The organism is Fictibacillus sp. WQ 8-8, from assembly GCF_024494405.1.
GTDB lineage: Bacteria > Bacillota > Bacilli > Bacillales > Fictibacillaceae > Fictibacillus_C > Fictibacillus_C marinisediminis.
Map to the genome: position 1 here is coordinate 45,916 of NZ_JAMXKG010000006.1, position 18,686 is coordinate 64,601.

Consider the following 18,686-nt stretch of genomic DNA (forward strand, 5'->3'; position numbering starts at 1 on the left):
ACGTTCCCCTTATATATTGCTTGCTTTGATAAAATCCGACACGAAAAATGAATTATTTCCCGGAAAATGTTAAGAACTGGCGAACAGATGCAAAATCATTTTCGTTTTATTTATCGTATAATAAAGAAAAGGAGTGATTTACAATGAGCAAAAGCAATGCAAGAAAACAAAGAGAACGACTAATAAGGGACGGAAGAAGAAATCCTTTGGACAATCGCGGTATCTATGCACTCAAAGATATGAGGACGAGAAAAACTAAAACAAAATGGGAAAAATTGAATCAGCAGAAACATAAAGTCCTCTTATCAGATCTTCAAAATCCTGATAAGAGGCCTTTATGCGTATATATGCGTATGAATTCTATCTCATCAAATAAAGAATAGCAGCAGCAGCGCTCGGTAATCCAAATAACAAAATATGAAACGAATATTCACTTCTGCATTCTTTCCATTTTTTCTTTCTTGGATGTTTCTTAATCATTTTCCCGTCAAGAAAGAGACAGAGCATAATGCCTGATAACAAAAAGGCTCCAAATCCTACTGGTCCTGCAATTTCTAATAAAAATATCCATCGATCCGTAAACCAGGCAAATAATATAATGATGGCAGCTACTGCAACACCCGCAAACAGACAATTCCTCATTCCTTAACCCCCATTATGAATGATAAAGCATCGCTTCCAACTAAGTTAGTAAACGTTTAAACTTTACCAAAAAGGCCGAAATCGCCGTATCCCATAAAAAGGAAAACCGTACAAGCCGTATCCTGGAAACACTTCGCCTGATAAAATCGGAAAACGGCTGTCCGCCATTTCGTCACTTCTTAACGGCATTACCATATACATATTGCCATTGTCATAGGTGTGAAGCCTGCCATGATAAATCTTGCCATCGATCATTTCAAGCTCAATATGTTGTCCAACAAAATGCTGGCATAATAGATAATAATGATGATGGGAACCTTCTTTTCCTACTGATGGAGCAGATGGCATCGAATATTCTGTTGCTTTTATATCTTTGTCTATGTTCAAAATTACTCCTCCTTTGTCCATACATCTTATTCCACCCCAACTAAAGTGCATCATTGTTCACCTATCTTCCCACAAAATAGGTGCTGAAGGTTTTTTGCACATAAAAAATTGCCGGGTATTTTAAAATACCCGGCAATCAAAACAAAACTATAAAATTAGCTTTCCAGCACATCAATTACTTTTCGCGCTACACTGAGGCTGGATTGGGGATTCTGGCCTGTTACAAGCTTGCCATCCACAACCGCAAAGTCTGTCCAGTTGTCGCCATTCACAAATTCAGCTCCAAGTTCACGCAACCTTGTTTCCAAAAGAAATGGAACTTCTTCGGTCAGTTTCATTTCTCTCTCTTCAGAATCGGTAAACGCCGATACTTTTTTTCCTTTAACAATCGGAGTTCCGTCTTCATAGGCTGCTGTCACGAGCCCTGTTGGACCGTGGCAAACGGAGCCAATTACTTTGTCCTCTTGTGCGAATTGGGAAACAACAACTTGAAGATCCATGCTGTTCGGAAAATCAAAAACGGTACCATGCCCGCCTGGAAGATAAATTGCATCAAAACCGTGTGCTTCTTCCCTTGTTAGTGCTGGTGTATCCTTCAGCAGCGATTTCGCTTCTTCAAAATCTCCATTATCTCCTTCAAGGCTGTTAGGATCGAGAGGCACTTCTCCGCCTTCAATGCTGACAATCTTAATATCGTATCCTTGTTTTTTGAATTCATTGTAAGGAACTGCGAACTCTTCAAGCCATAGTCCCGTTTTATGATCACCGATTTTATCATGGCTCGTCACAACGATTAATACTTTTTTAGCAGACAATTGCTTCACTCCTTTTGAAAGTATGTTTTAAAAGATACTTACTTTTTCTTTTTATTTCAATGAATATGCTTGTTCTCTCCTGCACCCGTAGTTATTCCTTTTCCTTCAAAAAAATAAACGTCAATCCATGAGGAAAGACGTTGCTAAGCCTTTATTTTACTGTTGATGGTATTGCCGCAGTGTGAGACGTATCATTTAGAAAATGAATAATTCGTTTGGCTCCTTTTATCTCAAGCAAATGAATGCCCGTATCACCAGTTGGAAAAGAAAACTCAATATGTACCCCCATTTTAAAGAAAGAACGAAGTAAGCAGTGTATAACTCCTCCATGAGCAACAATAGCAATTCGCTGTTCACAGCATTCAGTCAATATTTTGGAAAAGATAGATTCCACCCTCATTCGAAATTCGATAGCAGATTCTCCTTTTTCAAACCTTTCATACATGGTTTTAGGGATAAAATACTTTTTTTCTTCCTCAAATGGAACTCCTGCGAGCACTCCATTATCATGCTCACGAAGCTTATCTTCAAAATTTAATGGTGCACCAGCTGCTTTTGACAAAATGGATGCTGTTTCCGATGCCCTGCAAAGCGTACTTGCGTATATGACATCCGGTCTATAGTCTTCAGTCACCCGTTTTGCCATCAGACGTGCTTGCTCTCTGCCCAAGCCTGTAAGGGGATAATCCGCCCTTCCTTCATGAACATTCAGGATATCAGCTTCTGATTGCCCATGCCTTATTAATAAAATCTGCATAACCACTCACCTCCATATTTTGTACAGACTGATTATTATTCCACTTTCCAACGATGAATCCTTCTTCTTTAGATGCCAGGCACCACATCCACCCGTCCAAGCCTCTGTCCCCCACACCGCATACCATAATTCATAACACTTTGAATGAGGTAAATGGATGAAATTTAATTTTGGCAACGGGAAAACGGATGCGAAAAAACACAGTACGTTTCAAAAGAAGCTTTCAATCAACAAGGAAATGGACCTGAACAGCCCAAGTGATTTTCTGCCAGCCAGTGAAGAGGTTCCGCTCCTTTACGTGCAATTTACCCAGCTCTCCAAAGGGGATAAGGTAGAAATAACGGCATCAGCCGGCTGGACGGCTGGCTTCCCGTGCGAACCAGCCACCATCACACTGACCGTCAGGCGCAATCAAGAGGTTGTTGTGGCACAGAACTCTCAGACGACTCAGGACCTTCAGCAGCAGAACACGGCAACCGTTACTGGATCGGAGGAATTAACCGAAAACCTGGAGGTTGCCCGGTATACCTTGTATGCTTCAACAGAGCAAGCCGGCAGAATACGGATGAGCGGTTCCTTCAAACTTCTTGCTATCGTAAGGCTCGCTAATTAAAAATAGACCAGGCATGGGTGCCTGGTCTATTTTTATTTCCTTTCAAGTGCATATAGATCATCTTCTACAGCAGCCAGTCTGTCTCTTACGACATTCTGTGAATCTCTGACTCCCTGATTATAAAAATGAGGTCCGATCTGCTTCGCGAAAAAATCAAGAAAATTTTCTGCTGCGATTATTCCTATTTCCTCCCCGCGTTCATCGTAAAAAAACTGCTGAATATCTCGGATGGCCTGATCCTTGTGTTCTTGTTTCCAATTGATTAACATTGTGCACCTCCCTCTCAAATCGAAGTCCTTTTGATTGTATCACTCTTTTTTGAGGACATAAAAAAAGCCGGTTTTCAATAGCCGGCTTCACTTTATTAACTATTTTTAGCGACTTGGATCATATCTTTCAGTTTCACTTTGCCGCCGTAATGCATCACACCATGCACATAAATGCGCCCTGCAATCCGGTTGATAATCCATAATGAAACAAGAAGTATTCCGATTGTAATACTTATCTCCATCGCTCCCGCTTCTCCCGCTACAATTCTTGAAAATGTAACGATCGGTGAGAAGAACGGAATGTACGAGCTGACAACAACAAGTGTAGTGGAGGGATCGAACAATGAGCGCATACCGATAAAGAATGCTCCCATGATCAGGATAATGATCGGAAACTGAGATGAGCCCAAGTCTTCTGTCCTGCTTACCATTGACCCGACTGCCGCATAAAGCATGGCGTACAATAAATACCCCAGTACAAAATACGAAATGAAAGCTGTAATGACGCCCGGTGTTAAATTCGATAGATCGATAGCTGCACCGAAAATCGACAATTGATCGGCATCAAGCCAGCCTGCCAAGTAAGCAATTCCGCCAGCCCCTCCGATAAACGCAATCTGAACAATTGCACCTGTCAGGATAGCGGCTATTTTGGCATACATCATCATGATCGGCTTTACTTTTGGAATCATGATTTCCATGACGCGCGAGGATTTTTCCGCTGCGATGGCCGTTGCAATCATCTGGCCGAACCCCATGATAAATATGTACATAAAGAATACAAAGAGATAAACAATTCCAAACGTGTTGCTCGTATCCTTTAATACTTCATCCTTCACTTGTACTGTTGCCAGCAAAGAAGAAGCCGTTTCTGCATTAATTTTATTTTTGGTGATCGTATTCGATATATATACTCGTTGCAATGCCTGAGATACGACAGGAACAACTTCATTATTCGGGAAGTTTTTATAAATATAGATCAAACCTGGTACACCTTTTTGATCTTTAACAATTAAAACTCCATCCAGATCTCCTTGCTCTACCTTCTTTCTTAAGCTTTTCCCCTGGCTTTGGCCGGCTTCATTCAGCTTTGTTTCTTCTAGCGTTTTATTTAATGCCTGAATATTAATCTCGTTGCTCGTTTCATTGATCAGCGAGATCTTATCCTTATTGCCGCTATCAGAGCTGTTTGCCCAGTTGGAGTAGCCAAGAAAAGCCAGAATGGCCACAAAGATGATGGTTGTTGATATTTTGAAAGCCCTGGAAGTCAGGTTTTCTTTTAAATGAAATTTATATACGGTTGAAAACTTTTTCATCTTATCTCACCTTTTCCAGGAAGATTTCATTCAGTGTAGGTTCGAGCATTTTAAAATATCGAATGGGAACGTTCGCCTGATGTAGCCGGTTAAACAGTTCGAAGGCTTCTGAATCATCCTTTACCTTTACAAGCAAGTCGTTCATCTTCTTCTCGTAGGAAACCTTCCATGCCTTCAGCTTCTCTTCCATATCTTCATGATTAAACAGCGTGAGATTGCGGTATCCGTAGTTCTGTTTAATCTCGCTAAGCCTGCCGTGTATAACCGCTTGCCCATCTTTCATCAGACAAACATTTTCACAGAATGATTCAATCTGCTCCATACGATGCGAGGAAAGGATCACTGTTTTTTTCTTTTTCACCTGTTCTTCTATAATCGCAGACAGCATATTCGCATTAACAGGATCGAGACCACTGAACGGCTCATCCAGTATCAAAAGCTCCGGATCATGAATAAGTGTGGCGATCAGCTGTATTTTTTGCTGATTTCCTTTGGAAAGATCGGAAGCCTTTTTATCTTTGTGTTCCGGAATTTGCAGTTTTTCAAGCCAATAATCGATAGCTTTATTGGCGCTTTGTCTGTCCATCCCCTCAAGCTCTGCAAAATATCGAAGCTGATCAGAAACTTTGCTTTTTTGATAGAGTCCTCTTTCTTCCGGCAAGTAGCCGATCGAAACTTGGCTGCGGTCGAGCAGGCTGCCTTTCCACAGAATCTCCCCCTGATCAGGTACGAGAAGGCCGAGAATCATTTTAATGGTTGTCGTCTTACCCGCACCATTTCTTCCTAAAAGCCCAAGTACTTCCCCGGCCGGCAAAGTAAGTGAAAGATTAGACACTGCCTTTGTATGCCCAAAAGATTTATGCAGATACTGCAGCTCCAATGCCAAGCTAAAAACCCCCTTATGTAGTACAAAAAGTTACCATCCTAGCATATTAATAAAATATCTTTTATATTTTCTCACACAAAAATGGAAATATCAAACAGTCAAAAACTATAAAAAAGAAGCCCTTATCCCCATAGGACAGGCCTCTCGCATACGATAAAACACCAGCTAGTTGTTCGGAAAAATACTCCTTTATAAGGGCAGCTGCAAAATATATTGAATGCCAATATTGCCAGCCCTTCTTTGTCCTCTGTCCTCAAAGCCCGTTTTAAAATACAGCTGCTGTGCGGCAATGTTCTTTTTGTTTACCGCCAGCACGAGCTCATCGCAAAATGGAAAATGGACGGAGGCAAAGCCAGGTAGGGCCAGCATCGCACGTTTTGCTACCCGTTTCCCCTGGTATTCCGGATGAACAGAAAGTGCACGGATGAAAAGGGCGTTCGGATTTTCTGTAAAGGGGGTGATGCCCGGTCCATGATGGAGCACAAAAAAACCGGCGGGCTTCCACTCGTACAAAATGACCACCGGATGTCTGCTCTGGTCTTCTTCGCAGACCTTTAATGCCGTTAACGGAAGTGCCGTAAATCGCAGCTGCTCTTTTGGAAGTTCAAATGTACTCAACTCCTGATTATGCTCAGGCTGATAGAAAGACAGGCTGACTTCAGCGGACATTTGTGTCCCCACCTTTTTCAATCAAATTAATGCCTTGTTCAGCTTCGATCATTACCCAGCTCCTTCAAAACTTGGCTCAAATGAGCAAAAGTACGGCCATCTTTAACAGGAAAAGCATAACCCGAAGAAACGATCGCGGCTGAAACCATTGGCTGAATTCCACTGACATATACCTCAGTCCCCAGTAATTGAAGAGCTGCAATCAGCTGTGTAAGTTCCGATACAAGGCTGTCATTTATCGAATATACAGCGGTTAAATCAATGATTAAATGTTCAATCCTTAATTCAGAACAGCGGTTTAATGTGTAATCAGTCAGCAAAAATATCTGGTCATTTCCAACTGTCGGCTGCATCGGAAGGACCCCGATCCGATCCATGACAGGAATAATATTGGAAGAAAGCTCTTTAATGATCCGCCCCAGTTCCCTTTCCTTTAGGACCTGGCTGGTCACCTCAATGAACTCCACATAAGCTCCGATGATCGTATCACCATCTTTTAAAATTCTTGTTTTGGCTGTAAAGATTCGGGTTTCTCCATTCCAAATATATTCAAAACGGCTTTTTTCATATTCCTCTCTGTTTTCCAGTGACAGCGAAAGAAACCTGCGATAGCCATCAATTCGGCTTAAAAATTCATCAATATGTACACCTATGGCATCTTCTCTATTTATGTTTAACATTTCTTCACATTTTTTGTTTACAAAAACGGTCTTATAATCCTTGTCAATCATATAAATTCCAATATCGCTTCGATCAAGAGCTTGCTGCAGCATTTTTGCGTAATTCCTTTCTTCTTCTTGCATTTTCCTTAATTATTGTCCAAATCTCGTTATTTGTCTATAAACAAAGGGAGCTAGACAAATATGAAAAAGGAAGCAGCCTCATTAAAGGCTGCTTCACTTTATTTAGCTATTGTAAACTGTTCTTCTTCTGTTGAACCTTTAAGTGCTGTAGTAGAGGAAAGCCCGCCGGAGACAGCTTGTGCCACTTCATCAAAGTAACCTGTGCCTACTTCACGCTGATGACGAGTTGCCGTGTATCCATTTTTTTCATTTGCAAACTCCCTCTGCTGAAGCTCTGAATAGGCGGCCATTCCTCTAGTTTTATATTCTTTTGCCAGTTCGAACATGCTATGGTTAAGAGTATGGAATCCTGCAAGAGTAACAAACTGGAACTTGTAACCCATCGATGCAATCTGCTGCTGGAAGGTAGCAATCGTCTCATCATCCAGCTTCTTTTTCCAGTTGAAAGACGGAGAGCAGTTATAGGCTAGCATTTTACCAGGAAAACGCTCGTGGATGGCATCGGCAAATCTCTGCGCTTCTTCAAGATTTGGCTCCGATGTCTCGCACCAGATGAGGTCTGCATACGGCGCGTAAGCAAGCCCTCTGGCAATCGCCTGGTCGATCCCTGCATTCGTTCTGTAAAACCCTTCAGTAGTCCTGTCCCCGGTTAAAAAATGATGGTCATAAGGATCCACATCGCTCGTGATTAAATTAGCGGCATTGGCATCCGTACGTGCGATTAAGATGGTATCTACTCCCATCACATCTGCTGCCAGCCTGGCGGAAACCAGATGGCGCACCGCCTGCTGTGTCGGCAGGAGCACTTTACCGCCAAGGTGACCGCACTTCTTTTCCGAAGAAAGCTGGTCTTCAAAATGAACCCCTGAGGCTCCTGCTTCAATCATCGCTTTCATCATCTCAAAAACGTTAAGCGCTCCGCCAAATCCTGCCTCGGCATCCGCGACAATTGGAACAAACCAGTCGATGTCGGTTTTTCCTTCGGAGCATTCAATCTGATCGGCACGCTGCAGCGCCTGGTTAATCTTTTTCACGACATTAGGTACACTGTTTGCAGGGTAAAGGCTTTGGTCAGGATACATATGTCCGGAAAGGTTGGCATCGGCCGCCACTTGCCAGCCGCTTAAGTAGATCGCCTTCAGCCCCGCCTTCACTTGCTGAACTGCCTGATTTCCCGTCAGTGCTCCAAGCGCATGAACATAATTTTCGTCTTGGAGTGATTTCCATAGCCGTTCTGCTCCTCTTTTGGCCAGGGTATGTTCAATTTGAACCGAGCCTCTTAGTTTGGCAACATCTTCTGCCGTATACGTCCTCTCGATTCCTTCCCACCGTTTTTCTTTCCAATTCTCATTAATTTGTGCTGCCGTATCTTTTTGATTCATTCTATTTCACTCCTTATTTAATATGGGTATAACCAGGCAATGTTAAAAATTCGATGAACTCATCTTGTCTAACCAGCTGCTCAAAGAGAGTAATGGCTTCTTCAAACCGGCCATCTTCCCATTGCTGCTCATTCAGTGTTGTTTTGATTTTCTGAACTTCTTCTTCCATCACTTGTCCCACAAGCTCAAGGGTTACCTGTCTGCCATCTTCCAGGACGCCTTGCGTATGGCGGATCCATTGCCAGACTTGAGCTCTGGAGATCTCAGCTGTAGCTGCATCCTCCATCAGATGGTTAAGCGGTACTGCTCCGTGGCCTGTAAGCCATGCGGCAATGTATTGTATTCCTACAGAGATATTGGTCCTCAGGCCGTTTTCAGTAATCGGTCCGATCGTCGGCTGCAAAAGATCCTCAGCCGTTACTACTACGTCATTCCGCTGTTTCTCCAATTGATTTGCCGAAGGCATCAGACGGTCAAATACTTCAAGGACGACCGGCACTAATCCGGGATGGGCTACCCAGCTGCCGTCATGCCCGTCAGCCGCTTCTCTTTCTTTGTCTGTTTTTACTTTTTGCAGTGCTTCTTCATTGGCTTCGGGATTGTTTTTGATTGGAATCTGTGCCGCCATTCCCCCGATGGCATGAGCACCTCTTTTATGGCAGACCTTAATGACAAACTGTGTATACGCTCTCATAAAAGGCACCGTCATCGTGACCTGTGCTCGGTCGGGCAGCAGATAGGACGTATGATTCTTAAGCTTTTTGATGTAGCTGAAAATATAGTCCCAGCGTCCGCAATTTAATCCCGCACTGTGTTCTTGTAATTCATAAAGAATCTCTTCCGCTTCAAAGGTCGCTAGGATGGTTTCAATCAAAACAGTTGCTTTGACCGTCCCTTGAGGAATTCCCATTTCCTCTTGGGCAAAGACAAACACTTCGTTCCAAAGTCTGGCTTCCAGATGCCCCTCAAGCTTCGGCAGATAAAAGTAGGGGCCAGAGCCTTTTTCCATCAGCGCTTTAGCATTATGAAAAAAATAAAGTCCAAAATCTACTAAACTGCCAGACATTGGCTCTCCTTTATACGACAGATGCTTCTCCTCAAGATGCCAGCCCCTGGGCCGTACAACGAGAGTCGCTGTTTTCTCATGCAGGCGGTACTCTTTTCCTTGCAGAGAAGTATACTCCAGCTCTCCCCGAATCGCATCCCGCAAATACACCTGTCCGAGCAGACTGTTTTCCCACGTCGGAGAGTTGGCATCTTCAAAATCTGCCATGAAGACCTTGGCTCCTGAGTTCAAAGCATTGATGACCATCTTTGCATCACCAGCTGGCCCGGTAATTTCTACTCTTCGATCCTGCAAATCATCAGGCACATCTGCAACAGACCAATTGCTTTCCCGTATTTTCTTTGTTTCAGGCAAAAAATCTGGAAGCTCACCTTGATCTATTTTTTTCTGTCTGTTTACTCTGTTCTGCAAGAGTTGCAATCTTGCATTCTGAAAACGATCATGAAGCTTTTCAAGAAAAGCCATGGCTTCTGCTGACAGTATTTCATGGTCCACATCTCCCTGTACTGCAACAGTTTGTGTTTTAGATGTTACTACCGAATTATCCATGTGTTAACCTCCTGTTCAGTCAATGATTCCGTTTCCATTACAGCGCTTGCAGCAGACACTCCTTCGCCCATGCAATCCGGGCAGTTTCCATTTTGATGCATTCCTGATCCGTTGCACTCTAAGCATGTTTCTTCACCATTCCCATGGCAGCTGGCACAATTCATCACGATTTCTCCTCCTTATTACGAGATGGGGTTTCTGTTATAAAACAGATATTTATCTTGTAAAATAATATATAACAGTTGAGATAATTTGTGCAACACATTTTTTAAATAAAAATAAAAATAGGTCCTCTGTTCTATAACAGAGGACCTTACTAAGGACGATTTTACTGAAAGTCTGCAAATATTTAGTTATCAAACTCTTAAGTTTTGCTAAAGCCGAAGATTGATTTTCGTTCGTAACGGACATCGCACACTGTTGCTTGAAAGAGGCCCTCAAGTCTTTTACATACAAACACCGAAGGAGGGAATAGCTGGCTCTTTTTTGAGCCATTTGATTTGTGAAACAAATGAAAAGCCTGAAAAGCAGACAGGGATCAGCGAGCTGATCCCTGTCTGCTTTTCAAATGGCTATTCAATTCCCTTTCACCCTAATAAAACCTCATTGTCTAATTTAGTTTTTCTTAAAACTCGTCCGGATCTGGGCCGTTTCGAAGATCTTTATTCAATGAATCAATCTGCTCCATGTCTTCCATGCTTAATTCAAAATCAAAGATATCGGCATTTTCCTTAATACGGTTTTCATTCACTGATTTAGGAATGGTAATTACTCCATTCTGAAGATCCCAGCGGAGAATAACCTGTGCTACCGTTTTATTATGCTTTTCTGCCAATGCCATCAGGATCGGCTCATCAAAGATTTCACCCTTTAACAGCGGTCTCCATGCTTCCAGCTGGATTTGATGATCTTTGCAGAAAGCCAACAGTTCTTTTTGTGTAAGGCGGGGATGGTACTCCACTTGATTGACCATCGGTTTAATCTCACAGTCTTTCATAAGGTCTTCCAGATGGTGAATTTTAAAATTACAAACACCAATCGCTTTTGTCTTACCCTCTTTATAAAGCGTTTCTAATGCTTTCCACGTCTCTTTATACTTGCCAGACACCGGCCAATGAACAAGGAACAGGTCTGCGTAATCCATATCAAGCTTTTTCAGGCTCTCTTTAAATGAGCGCAGCGTCTCCTCATATCCCTGTTCTGTATTCCAGACCTTGGTCGTAATAAAAAGCTCTTCACGCGGGACATCCACCTGTTTAACAGCCTCTCCTACACCTTCTTCATTTTTATAGAACGAAGCTGTATCGATGCTTCTGTAGCCGGCGGCGACCGCATGTTTAATTGCGTCAATAACCTCTTGGCCTTCTTCTGCTTTATATACCCCAAGACCCAGCCATGGCATCTTTAAACCGTTTTGTAATACAGCTGTATCAGAAATACTTTTTATCATATGTACCGCCTCCTTGTTTGTATGGTACCACTTGGCTGGAGAAAATGAAAAAAAGTGCTAAGAAAAAAGCCCTCCAGGGAGATTGAGGGCTTTTAAGAGTTAACAAAAAGCTTGCGAAGAAGTCTGAATAATGAAATAGGATCAATTAATTGAAGTTAGGCTCAATTATTTCTGATTTGGCTCAATTAATTGAAGTTTAGCTCAAAAATGTTGAGTTCCGCTCAATTAATCAAAAATAAGCTCAATATCGACAAAATCGCTCTTTAGACCGAAGCAAGTTCCTTAGCTTTATTCAATTCAAATTCCTTCTTGATGCCAGCCAGCACTTCACCGTTCGTGAGCAGCTGAAAACCGGTCAAAGCGAGCGCTTTTGCACCGAGAATAAGCGCCTGATCGCCCTGCTCTGACTTTGCCGCCTCCCTGAACTCATCCGTATGTCCGACTATGTGATCAGGGCCGATTTGAAGATAGGGATGGATGGTTGGCACTGCCTGGCTGATGTTACCGGCATCAGTCGAACCAAGTCCGCATCGGTGTGAGGTATCTACTTCTGCACCCAGACTCTCCAGCTGTTCTTGAAACACTTTATCAAACGATCGATTTAATAAAAGGTTATCCACCTGATTCTGAAAAGCAATAACATTAAGCTTTGCGCCTGTTGCAAGGGCAGCACCTTCTGCGATGGCTTTTACTTTTTTCGTTGTCTCATTCAGTTTTGCTCTTGTGGAAGCACGAATGTAAAAACGGGCCTTCGCATATTCAGGCACAATATTAGGAGCGTCTCCCCCGTGTGTAATGATGCCATGAATTTTCACATCGTCCGCCACATGCTGGCGCAGTGCGTTAATCCCGACAAACAACTGAATAACTGCATCAAGTGCATTGATTCCCTTTTCCGGTGCCGCAGCCGCATGAGCGGGCTTTCCGATGTATTCAAAATCCAGCGGATCAACGGCAAGCGATGTCCCGGTAATGCGGTTAGCGTTACCTGGATGGAACATTAACGCAGCATCAATGCCGTCCAGCAAACCGTGTTTCACAAAACTTCCCTTCGCACTTCCGTTCTCTCCGCCTTCTTCAGCAGGCGTTCCAAAAACAGCTACTTCTCCTCCGATCTCATCGATAACGGAAGCAAGAGCGATGGCCGCTGCCACACTTGATGTACCGATGATATTATGGCCGCATGCATGACCGATGCCGGGAAGGGCATCATATTCTGCTAAAAAGGCAACGGATGGCCCATCTAGAATAGAACGCTTACGGGCAACAAATGCCGTTTCGTGACCGGCCACTCCGCGTTCTACCTGAAACCCCTCTTTTTCGAGCAGCGATGCCAGCAGGCTGGATGCAAACACTTCTTCATTTCCGATTTCTGGATTATCATGGATCTCGTGAGAAGTTTGAATGTAAGCCGCTTGGTTTACATCAATGTTCGTACGGATTTGTTCCTGGATTTCTCCGGCAGTTCTGCTGATTACAGTCATGATCTCAGATCCTTTCTCTCTCTATTACTCTCCAATTTCACTTAGTGGTACAAACGTAGGAATGGTTGCACCTTTATAGATTTCTTTAATCTTCTTGGCTGTATCTTTTGATTGATAGATCTTCGCAATTTTTTTCAGCGATTTTTTATTTTTATCTTCAGTTCTTGTTGCAATGATATTGATATATGGCTTTGCAGTCTTGCTTTCAAGGAAGATCGAATCTTTCTTCGGATTCATTCCAGCGTCGACAGCAACGCCATTGTTAATGATTGAAGCGGCCACATCAGGAAGCACCCGTGGTGTCTGGCCTGCAACTACTGGTTTAAGCTTCAAGTGTTTTTTGTTCTCCACCACTTTTTTCAGATCACCATTCCCATCAAAGTTCTTTTCCAGTTTGATTAGCCCGGCACTCTGCAGAAGAAGCAATGCACGGCCCATGTTCGTAGCTTCATTCGGCAAAGCAATGGTTGATCCAGCCGGGATATCCTTGATGTTCTTGTATTTTTTTGAGTAAACGCCCATAGGCGCAATGACGGTTGTTGCAATCGGTGCTAAATCCAATTTATGTTCTTTTTTAAACGAATTGAAGTAAGAGATGGTCTGAAACGCATTAGCGTCAATATCCCCGTCAGACAATGCCTGATTCGGACGGACATAATCGGAAAACTCTACGATTTCCAAATCAATGCCTTCTTTTTCTGCTTTTTTAGCGATATACTTCCACACGTCACTGTCAGATCCACTGATGCCCATCTTTACTTTTTCAAGGCCTTTTTTATCTCCGCCGCTGCACCCGCTCAAGAATGCCGACATTAAAACCCCGATGACTAAAATGATCAATGAATATTTTTTCATACGATTTTCCTTCTCCCTTTTCTCTTTTTATCTTCTTCTAATTTTTCTGGACAGTATATTTCCTGTGCTCTGCAAGCCTTGAACAAGGATGACGAGCAGAACGACGGTGACAATCATCACGTCTGTATCAAATCGCTGATAGCCGTAGGCAATGGCCAGATCGCCCAAGCCTCCTCCACCAACAGCCCCTGCCATCGCCGAAGCTCCGACCAGGCCGATCGTTGCGATCGTAAACGACAGGATCAGTGAACTGAATGCTTCCGGCAGCAGTATGCGAAAGATGGTCTGCCAAGGAGTAGCTCCCATGGCTTCTGCGGCCTCTACAATGCCCGGATCGATCTCAAGCAGGCTGTTTTCCACGAGCCTTGCGATATAGGGGCCGGCATATACAATCAATGGCACAATCGCGGCCGATGTCCCGATAGAGGTACCGACTACTAATCTTGTAAACGGGATAATCGCCACCATTAAGATGATGAACGGTATCGAACGCAGAACGTTTACAATCGCGTTCAAAACGTTAAAGACGGCCAGGTTTTCAAGAATGTGCCCCATCCTCGTGACTACGAGTACGACGCCAAGCGGAATGCCGATTACAGCCGAGAACAATAAGGAAAATCCAACCATCGTTAAGGTATCACCGGCCGCATTTAAAATGTCGACCCAAAATGTACTCCAATCAACTTGCATAAGGTGCAACCTCCCTTATTTCGACTTCACTCTGGTTCACGAAAAAGATCGCTCTTCTGATTTCCTGTTCGTCGCCGATCAATTGAACAACAAGGTTTCCGAAAGGGACGTCTTGAAGTTCTGTGACATGGCCGTATAGAACGCTGACGTCCACGTTGAATTTCTTGGCAATCTGTGACAGCAGCGGTTGTCCTGTGGATGCTCCGGTAAATACAATCCTGAAGATCTGATGATTCCTGTCCTGCTTCTTCAATAGGTCTTTAAGGGACTCAGGCAATTCATCCTGAAGAACTGAACTGACGAAGCGCCTTGCCGTCTCAGTCTGTGGCCTTGCAAATACATCAAAAACGCTCCCTTTCTCAATCACTTCTCCGTTCTCCATAACAGCGACGGAATCGCATATCTCACGAATGACGTTCATCTCATGCGTGATGATCAGAATCGTAATGTTGTATTCCTTATTGATTTTTTTCAGAAGCTTTAAAATACTGGAGGTCGTCTGCGGATCCAATGCCGATGTTGCTTCATCACACAATAGCACTTCCGGATCAGTGGAGAGCGCCCGGGCAATGCCTACCCGCTGTTTTTGTCCGCCGGAGAGCTGGTCGGGATATTTATGCCCGTGCTCGGACAAGCCAACAAATTCCAGCAGGTCGTTCACCTTCTCTTTAACGAATGATTTCTTCATGCCGAGAAGATAAAGCGGTGTCGCAATATTATCAAATACCGTTTTTGCGTTCAGCAGATTAAAATGCTGAAAAATCATACCGATATTTTTCCGTTTTTTTCTCAGTTCCTTCGGAGACAATCTTGCCATGTCCTCCTCTCCTACAAAGACGTGCCCTGATGTCGGCTTCTCCAAAAGATTCACACATCGCAGCAAGGAGCTCTTTCCTGCTCCGCTGTATCCGACAACACCGTAGATCTCTCCTTTTTTTATCTCAAAGCTCACATTGTTTAACGCTCTTACCTGGCTTTTGCCACTCTCATAAATTTTGGTTACCTCTTCAAATCGAATCAATGATGTGATCTCCTTTCTCGCTACTGTTAAAACATCAAAAAAAGCCTCTTCTTGAAAACAAGAAGAGGCCTGACGCATAGATGAGTGGCTGATCTCTTCTTATCTTCCAAGCGCTAATCGCTTGCCGGACTTGGCACAGTATTCCCATTAAACCGGGAACCCGCTGCCGAGGTTTCAAAGGGCCAATCCCTCCACCTCTCTGGATAAGAAACAAATATAATGTTCAATTAAATAAAAAAATCTCTTCTTAAAGAAAGAAGAGATGTTGTATCCATAAGGAAACGAGCTGCTCTTCTTATCTTCCAAGCCCTTAAAGGAACTTGCTGGAATTGGCACAGTGTTTTTCAAAAGAAAAACCCGCTGCCGAGGTATCACAGGGCCATATCCCTCCACCTCTCTGGATAAGAAACACGTTCATATTTACTTGATGTGACCTATCTTATACCATGATCTAAGTCGATGTCAAATCTTTTTTCGGAGTTCTCTGATCGGAATAAAAACACTGAAGCCATAAAAGCCAGCCACATTACTCCTCCGGCAACTCCAGCCAGTACATCCGTAATATAGTGAATGCCTAGATAAATTCTGCTCCAGCAAATAAATCCAAGGTGCACTGCCAATATACAAAATTTCGTTCTAACAAATTTTTTTGATAAGAGTGTAAAAAGACCATAAAGCGCTGTTGCATTCATCGCATGAGCACTCGGATATCCATACCTAATGTAAAAAGGTTTAGTGGATGGAGGCCGCTGCTTCCAATTCTTTCTCCAAACAGAGTTAATCAAACGGCATCCGATCAGGTTGGCTATTAATAAAAAAACAATGTTTCTCTTTCCTTTTTTCCTGTATCTGTATGCAGAATAAATAGTGGCAGGAATCAACAGAAATCCAGAACCAAGAAAAGAGTAACTTCTCAGAAAGAAATCCACGAAACCTCCGCCCCGTGCTGAAAATATAGCCAAGCTTCCCATTCCGTCAAGTTTCATCCAATGATCATCATTACGAAGCCTGTTCATTAGTCTTAAAGCTACAATACCCATTATCATAACGCCGCTTAGAATTGCCATATTCTCTTTTTTCATATCCGCCCTCACTTTAACTTGCTTTTATGTACATATCCTTTCATGTGGCGGACTATTTTATGCGTTCAGGCACCTATTAGAATTACTCTATTGTTAAAGTTTCACCGCATCTTTTTCTAAGAAAACCATAATGCTGCCCTGTTCTATTTTTTGCACATAACGCTCAGCGGTCCGTTCTGAAAGATCCAGGGACATGAGAACTTCTTTTAAATCATCCTCTGAATCCTCATTAAACATGGATGCAAATGGACCAGCAGCAAGCAGCGGACCAATACCGGGAACACCAAGGCCTGGCACCGCGATGGCTCCGCCGATACCAGTCAGAAAACCTGCAATGGTTCCATAGGCGGCTTCGTTTACATCTTCGTCCAGATGTTCTTCTGAAACATTCGTTTTATCGGCAACTCGATCCATCTTTCCATCATCTTTAGCAAGGATGGAGATGTCCTTTGCATTATATCCTTGATTCACCAGGGATTGTATACTTTCAACAGCTTCGTTCTCTGTTTCATACACTCCAATCACCATTTTGCTCATATGTATTGCCTCCTAATCAATGTCTGATTTTATTTACTAGTATTTACCCCAACCCTATATCTGTAAACAGGTGTCATCATAAGCATAAGAAAACTCCCCTCCAAATGCCGGGGAGTTTTAGATGGTTTCCTCTTTTAGGATAGACCGGCTCTTTGGAAAATATATTCCTTTTGATCCGCCTCTTCCCTTGTGTCTCCCAGTACGAGGCCCTGTATAAGCGTGCCGGCATCTTCATAAGGGCTTTCACTGCCATTATAGATCGACAGCGGAATGAAATATCTATCTTCAATCCCCCGTTTCACTTCATCATACAGGGGTTCTATACCGCCCTTGGATTCCCAGGAAACGAATTTGATTACCTTTTTACCGAGCTGTTCATCAACACTGTCTCTCATAAGAAGTGCGGCGGTAGAACCGTTGACTCTATAATTTAAATCAAAGGCTATTTTCCTTCCATCAGCCGTTACCGCAATGTCAAATCCTGCAATCCCTTTATAGCCTCTTTTACAGCCTTCTTCCATAATTCTTCTCCCGACCTTGATGACCTCATCATCGGGTTCTGACTCTTTATCGACCCAGTTTCCTTTATATTTTCCGTCTTCCGTAATATTTTGGACCGTACTGCCCAGATAAATCAGACGGTCATCTGCTGTACAGGCAAACTGAACGCAATAATTGTGCTCGATCTCCAAGTACTCTTCTATGACAATTCCTTCACAGGAGGCGAAAAAGTTTGCTGCCCTGTCAATGTCCTCCTGATTTTTGCAGATAAATACATCAAAACCTGCCGCATTTGCCTCATTTGTCGCTGCCTTAACCACACATGGAAATGGGAAGGTTTCTAATTGATCATGAAGTTCCGCAGCTGTTGTTGATTTTCGTTTCGGAGCATGTCCAGAAGGAACCAGCTCTTCTAAATTCGCTTTATTGTTTAAATACTGAACAAGGCGCGGATCGATCCAATAATTTTCTGATGACATTTCTTCTTCTGGGTGAATATGCTGAACTACCATCTTCTTCTGCTCTTTTTCTAAGCGGCCGAAAATGTTTCGATAATCCGCCTCTGTCGAATATTCGTGAACAGGAAAACGAAGCAGGAGACCCGCCCGTTCATACAGCTCCGTTGCTTTTTTGGTAGTTACCGACCGGTTGCAGATGACCGGCATGCTTCCCAATACCGCAAACTGGCTTCCCGTCAGAAGATCAAGCTTTACTGGACAATCGGGAATCCACTTATTATGAGCGAATGAAGGCCTCGGATTAAAAATGAGATCCGGACCGTAAATTTCAGAAAATGTATAACGCGGAACAATTGCTGGTTTACTTATCTGCATGGATTGTACCTCCTGAACATGCTTTGATTACAGGATAAATACCTTTTTTAGCTTACCCTTAAACCAGCAGCCTTATCAT

General features: G+C 43.2%; 22 protein-coding genes and 2 riboswitches. Of the genes, 2 read left to right on the forward strand and 20 right to left on the reverse strand.

What is annotated here, in order from left to right:
- Positions 1-143 precede the first annotated feature (143 nt).
- Positions 144-383, forward strand: a complete 240-nt coding sequence (locus M1K46_RS14395) for a hypothetical protein (RefSeq protein ID WP_256226510.1) — start codon at positions 144-146, stop codon at positions 381-383.
- Here M1K46_RS14395 and M1K46_RS14400 read toward each other — a convergent pair.
- From M1K46_RS14400 to M1K46_RS14415, 4 genes are all read right to left on the reverse strand, one after another.
- Positions 361-642, reverse strand: a complete 282-nt coding sequence (locus M1K46_RS14400) for a DUF5316 family protein (RefSeq protein WP_256226511.1) — start codon at positions 640-642, stop codon at positions 361-363. The two genes, M1K46_RS14395 and M1K46_RS14400, sit on opposite strands and share 23 nt — an antisense overlap.
- A 63-nt stretch (positions 643-705) precedes the next feature.
- Positions 706-1,029, reverse strand: a complete 324-nt coding sequence (locus M1K46_RS14405) for a hypothetical protein (RefSeq protein ID WP_256226512.1) — start codon at positions 1,027-1,029, stop codon at positions 706-708.
- A gap of 155 nt (positions 1,030-1,184) precedes the next feature.
- Entirely contained in the window at positions 1,185-1,844 is a 660-nt protein-coding gene (locus tag M1K46_RS14410; RefSeq protein WP_256226513.1) for a type 1 glutamine amidotransferase domain-containing protein, read from the reverse strand.
- 151 nt (positions 1,845-1,995) lie between these two features.
- On the reverse strand, positions 1,996-2,601 hold the full coding sequence (locus M1K46_RS14415; protein ID WP_256226514.1) for a histidine phosphatase family protein: 606 nt from the start codon (positions 2,599-2,601) through the stop codon (positions 1,996-1,998).
- Positions 2,602-2,758: 157 nt separating this feature from the next.
- Here M1K46_RS14415 and M1K46_RS14420 point away from each other — a divergent pair, with 157 nt between their 5' ends.
- A complete protein-coding gene (locus M1K46_RS14420; protein ID WP_256226515.1) occupies positions 2,759-3,214 on the forward strand; it encodes a hypothetical protein in 456 nt (151 codons plus the stop codon).
- 32 nt (positions 3,215-3,246) lie between these two features.
- Here M1K46_RS14420 and M1K46_RS14425 read toward each other — a convergent pair whose 3' ends face one another.
- The 16 genes from M1K46_RS14425 to M1K46_RS14500 all read right to left on the reverse strand — a co-directional run bounded on the left by M1K46_RS14425 (position 3,247) and on the right by M1K46_RS14500 (position 18,607).
- On the reverse strand, positions 3,247-3,483 hold the full coding sequence (locus M1K46_RS14425) for a DUF2164 domain-containing protein (RefSeq protein ID WP_053355371.1): 237 nt from the start codon (positions 3,481-3,483) through the stop codon (positions 3,247-3,249).
- Between the two features lie 95 nt (positions 3,484-3,578).
- Positions 3,579-4,799: an ABC transporter permease gene (locus M1K46_RS14430; protein WP_256226516.1), complete on the reverse strand. Its 1,221-nt coding sequence runs from the start codon at positions 4,797-4,799 to the stop codon at positions 3,579-3,581.
- 1 nt (position 4,800) lies between these two features.
- Positions 4,801-5,685 (reverse strand): ABC transporter ATP-binding protein, encoded by an 885-nt coding sequence (locus M1K46_RS14435; RefSeq protein WP_256226517.1) that lies wholly within the window; start codon positions 5,683-5,685, stop codon positions 4,801-4,803.
- Positions 5,686-5,874: 189 nt separating this feature from the next.
- Entirely contained in the window at positions 5,875-6,354 is a 480-nt protein-coding gene (locus tag M1K46_RS14440) for a GNAT family N-acetyltransferase (RefSeq protein ID WP_256226518.1), read from the reverse strand.
- A gap of 38 nt (positions 6,355-6,392) precedes the next feature.
- Positions 6,393-7,127: a PAS domain-containing protein gene (locus M1K46_RS14445; RefSeq protein WP_256226519.1), complete on the reverse strand. Its 735-nt coding sequence runs from the start codon at positions 7,125-7,127 to the stop codon at positions 6,393-6,395.
- A 128-nt stretch (positions 7,128-7,255) separates the two neighbouring features.
- Positions 7,256-8,539 (reverse strand): isocitrate lyase, encoded by a 1,284-nt coding sequence (gene aceA, locus M1K46_RS14450; RefSeq protein WP_053355376.1) that lies wholly within the window; start codon positions 8,537-8,539, stop codon positions 7,256-7,258.
- 13 nt (positions 8,540-8,552) lie between these two features.
- A complete protein-coding gene (aceB, locus tag M1K46_RS14455; RefSeq protein WP_256226520.1) occupies positions 8,553-10,154 on the reverse strand; it encodes a malate synthase A in 1,602 nt (533 codons plus the stop codon).
- Complete coding sequence (locus tag M1K46_RS14460; protein WP_375162206.1) at positions 10,139-10,321, reverse strand: hypothetical protein; 183 nt, start codon at positions 10,319-10,321, stop codon at positions 10,139-10,141. Before M1K46_RS14460 ends, aceB begins: the two co-directional genes overlap by 16 nt.
- Positions 10,322-10,779: 458 nt before the next feature.
- Complete coding sequence (locus M1K46_RS14465) at positions 10,780-11,604, reverse strand: aldo/keto reductase (protein ID WP_091007276.1); 825 nt, start codon at positions 11,602-11,604, stop codon at positions 10,780-10,782.
- Positions 11,605-11,867: 263 nt separating this feature from the next.
- Entirely contained in the window at positions 11,868-13,088 is a 1,221-nt protein-coding gene (locus M1K46_RS14470) for a M20 family metallopeptidase (RefSeq protein ID WP_256226521.1), read from the reverse strand.
- Between the two features lie 24 nt (positions 13,089-13,112).
- Positions 13,113-13,943, reverse strand: a complete 831-nt coding sequence (locus M1K46_RS14475) for a MetQ/NlpA family ABC transporter substrate-binding protein (protein ID WP_062236261.1) — start codon at positions 13,941-13,943, stop codon at positions 13,113-13,115.
- Positions 13,944-13,970: 27 nt separating this feature from the next.
- A complete protein-coding gene (locus M1K46_RS14480; RefSeq protein WP_256226522.1) occupies positions 13,971-14,633 on the reverse strand; it encodes a methionine ABC transporter permease in 663 nt (220 codons plus the stop codon).
- Entirely contained in the window at positions 14,623-15,654 is a 1,032-nt protein-coding gene (locus tag M1K46_RS14485) for a methionine ABC transporter ATP-binding protein (RefSeq protein ID WP_256226523.1), read from the reverse strand. Before M1K46_RS14485 ends, M1K46_RS14480 begins: the two co-directional genes overlap by 11 nt.
- A 96-nt stretch (positions 15,655-15,750) precedes the next feature.
- Positions 15,751-15,864: riboswitch (SAM riboswitch) on the reverse strand.
- An 82-nt stretch (positions 15,865-15,946) separates the two neighbouring features.
- A riboswitch (SAM riboswitch) is annotated at positions 15,947-16,062 on the reverse strand.
- Between the two features lie 26 nt (positions 16,063-16,088).
- The gene (locus M1K46_RS14490; protein ID WP_256226524.1) at positions 16,089-16,736 is read right to left on the reverse strand and encodes a phosphatase PAP2 family protein; all 648 of its coding nucleotides are present in this window, start codon (positions 16,734-16,736) and stop codon (positions 16,089-16,091) included.
- Between the two features lie 93 nt (positions 16,737-16,829).
- On the reverse strand, positions 16,830-17,273 hold the full coding sequence (locus M1K46_RS14495; RefSeq protein ID WP_256226525.1) for a general stress protein: 444 nt from the start codon (positions 17,271-17,273) through the stop codon (positions 16,830-16,832).
- 134 nt (positions 17,274-17,407) lie between these two features.
- A complete protein-coding gene (locus M1K46_RS14500) occupies positions 17,408-18,607 on the reverse strand; it encodes an ATP-grasp domain-containing protein (protein ID WP_256226526.1) in 1,200 nt (399 codons plus the stop codon).
- Between the last annotated feature and the right edge of the window lie 79 nt (positions 18,608-18,686).